Annotated in this window: 3 protein-coding genes; all 3 read left to right on the top strand. The window is 75.9% G+C overall.

Annotated features, from left to right (window positions below; genetic code table 11):
- Positions 1 to 430: 430 nt before the first annotated feature.
- The 3 genes from ABZ641_RS31300 (at position 431) to ABZ641_RS31290 (ending at position 2,812) form a co-directional block, all read left to right on the top strand.
- Positions 431 to 853, top strand: a complete 423-nt coding sequence (locus tag ABZ641_RS31300; protein WP_344626917.1) for a nuclear transport factor 2 family protein — start codon at positions 431 to 433, stop codon at positions 851 to 853.
- Positions 854 to 1,378: 525 nt separating this feature from the next.
- Positions 1,379 to 2,584 (top strand): MFS transporter, encoded by a 1,206-nt coding sequence (locus ABZ641_RS31295; RefSeq protein WP_359987269.1) that lies wholly within the window; start codon positions 1,379 to 1,381, stop codon positions 2,582 to 2,584.
- Positions 2,585 to 2,683: 99 nt separating this feature from the next.
- Positions 2,684 to 2,812, top strand: a complete 129-nt coding sequence (locus ABZ641_RS31290; RefSeq protein ID WP_359987267.1) for a hypothetical protein — start codon at positions 2,684 to 2,686, stop codon at positions 2,810 to 2,812.
- The last annotated feature ends 155 nt before the right edge of the window (positions 2,813 to 2,967 follow it).

The following is a 2,967-nucleotide window of genomic DNA, read 5'->3' as shown; positions in this document are numbered from 1 at the left end:
GGTCGGGCCGCGGGCTCCCACCAGCCGCCGGCGGCGTGCGCCGCGGGGGCTCGGACGGCGCCGAAGGCACCGGCGGTGAGGGCGAGAAGCAACGCCACGAGGGTGGTGGCCGTGCGGCTTCTGCGGCGGTGATGCGTGGTCAAGGAATCGCACCTCGCTTCATCGGGAGGCGGTGGGGGGATTTGTACTGCGCATGCCGTGCGGGATCCACCCGAGAATCGCGAGCGGCAAAGCACCCGTCAAGGCTCCGGGACGAATTGGCTACTGACCGGTAAACGGACGGATTTCCTTGGCAGCAGCGGGCGGTGGCCGCCGCGGGCGTCCGAGTGTTGCTGACACCGGTATCAACACCACCCGTCCGGGACTGTTCGGACGGCCGCACGGCGGCCTAGGGTCGGTCCAGGACGAATCGCCCTCGGGAGGAGCCGGAATGGTGGAGAGCAGCGGACACGCACGGGTCGCGGAGCGGTTCCTCGCCGCGTTCGGGGCACGCGACGACGCGGGGCTGCGGGCACTGCTGGCCGAGGACGTCGTCTGGTCGATGCCGGGCAGCGGAACGATCTCCGGCACCGTGCACGGCCGCGACGCCGCCGCCACCCGCGCCTGGGAGATCGCCGGACGCGGCGTCCGCACCGAACTGCTCCACGTCCTCGTCGGCCGGCACGGCGTCGCCCTCTCGCTCCACAACACCGCCGTCGCCGCCGACGGCCGCGAACTCGACGAACACCTCGCCACCGTCCTCACCGTGCGGGACGGCGTGATCACCGCGATCGACAGCTACCTCTCGGACGTCGACGGCATGAGCGCCTTCTTCGCCCACCGAACGCCGGGCAACCGCGCGGACCAGGGGTGAGCCGGACCCGCCAGGAGCACCGCTCCCGGACTGCGCAGCTGCCCCCGGCCCGGCGGCCGGGAGGTGCCCCACGTGCCCCTGGATCGACCACCTGAGCGCCGTGAGGGCTGCTGCTAGAACGGTGGTTCCTCGGTGCAGCTCCGCTGCCCTGCTCGCGGGCCCGGGCGGCCCATCGGCGATCGGCCGCCTCCCGTTGAGCGAGCCCACCACCCGGTGCGGAACCCCCACCGAGGTTGACCGCCTGCCACGCGAGATCGTCGACGTCCACCCGGCGCAGCCTAGGACCCGCCGCCGTCAGCGGGGTTGCTGCTCGCCGGCCGCCCGGGGGGGGGAGCGCCGCCGCGGGCGGAACCGGTTCGGTGAAGGCGGTGGTGGGCGGGTGGCGGGGGGCCGTAGGATCTCGGCATGGACATCTCCGGGCCGCACTGACAGGTCGACTCCGGCCGCCCCTCGCCCCTTCCGCGGGCGGGTCGGGGCGGCGATCCGTCGACCCGTCATGTCCGTTCCCCGTACCGGAGATCACCCGTGTCCCGATCCTTCCGGGGCAGCGTCGGCTATCGCGCTGTCCTCTCCCTTCCGCATGCCCGTGCGCCGTTCGCCGCGGCGCTCCTCGCCCGGCTGAGCTACGGCGTCCTCCCGTTGCCGCTGCTGCTCGCGCTCCGCGACGGCACCGGCTCGTTCGCGGCGGCCGGTGCGGCCGCCGGTGTGTTCGGCCTGCTCTCGGCGCTGCTCGGCCCGGCCCGGGCCCGGCTGGTGTCCCGGCGGCCCGCCGCACTGATGGTCCTGACGTGCTGTTACACCCTGCTGCTGTTCGCGCTGGCGGCCGGCTCCGCCGTCGGCCTGCCGTCCTGGGCGGCCGTGCTGCTGGCCGCGGCGGCCGGCGTCTTCCCGCCGCCCGTCGGGCCGTTGATGCGCACGGTGTGGGGCGAGCTGACCGACGGCGAGGAGCAGCGCCGGTGCGCGCTGAGCCTCGACACGGTGGCCGAGTCGACGATCTTCGCCTGCGGTCCGGTCCTCGGCGGACTGCTCGCGGCGCACACCACGGCCGCCCGGGCGCTCGCCGTCTGCGCCCTGCTCGCATTGGCCGGATTCGCCGCGTTCGCCCGGGCGCTGCGCGGCCGGCCGGCGGCCCTTCCGGAGCCTGCTGCGGGCGGCACGGTCCTCGGTCCGCTGCGGGCGCCCGGCTTCGCTCCGCTGCTGGCGGTGGTGTGCGCCGTCGCGGCGGCACTCGCGGTCGACGAGCTGGTGGTGGTCGCCGCCTGGGGTGCCGGCGCGGCCGGGCCGCTGCTCGCGCTGTTCTCGGTGGGCGGCGCGGTCGGCGGCCTGGTGTACGGGCGGCTGGCCTGGCGGGCCGCACCGGGACGGCGGCTGCTGCTGCTCGCGGCCGCGGCGACCGTCTGCTACGGGCTGCCGGCGGTGCTGTTCGCCCCGCCGGGCGCCGCGCTCGGCCTGTTCCTGGCGGGCGCCTGCACGGATGCCCTGCTGGTCACCGGCTACCTGCTGGTCGAGGACCTCGTCCCGGCCGGCGCCCGCACGGAGGCCGGGGCCTGGGTGAACACCGCCTACAACCTGGGCGGCGCCCTGGGCTCGGCCGCGGGCGGCCTGCTGGCGGACCGGGCCGACCCGGCGGCGGCGTTCACCGCGGCGGCCGTGTTCCTCGGTGGGGTGACGGCCCTCGTCGCGCTGCGTCCCTCGCGACTGCGCGACCGCGCCGAACCGGCAGTGGTGTAGCGGGGTCCGGTTCCCGGGTGCGGGCGGGTGGACGGAGTTCGGGCAGGCAGGACGACGGCCCCACCCGCACCGTGCGCCGGTGACACCGTGATCCCTGCCGTGAACGCGGCGACGCGCATCCCGGTGGGACCCTGGAACGAGGTGGTGTACGAGGAGTTCGAGGACGTCCCGGGGCCAGGGGCTCCCAAGGGGGAGGGCTTCCTCGGGCAGGTGAGGAGTGCCCGGTGAGCGAGGAGCGCCCCGGACCGGCGGGTTACCCGCGGAGGCCGCACTACGTGCGGACCGGTGGCGGCGCGCCCGCGCCGTCACGGTTCCGCCGGGTGCTGGCCCTGCTGGTCGGGCGGTTCCACGCCGACCGGCGGGCCGGGGGCGGTGGGGACGCG

It is taken from the genome of Kitasatospora sp. NPDC007106 (assembly GCF_040634455.1).
Taxonomy (GTDB): Bacteria; Actinomycetota; Actinomycetes; order Streptomycetales; family Streptomycetaceae; genus Kitasatospora; species Kitasatospora arboriphila.
Note: the sequence above shows the minus strand (reverse complement) of the source record. Positions and strands in the feature narration are given on the sequence as shown.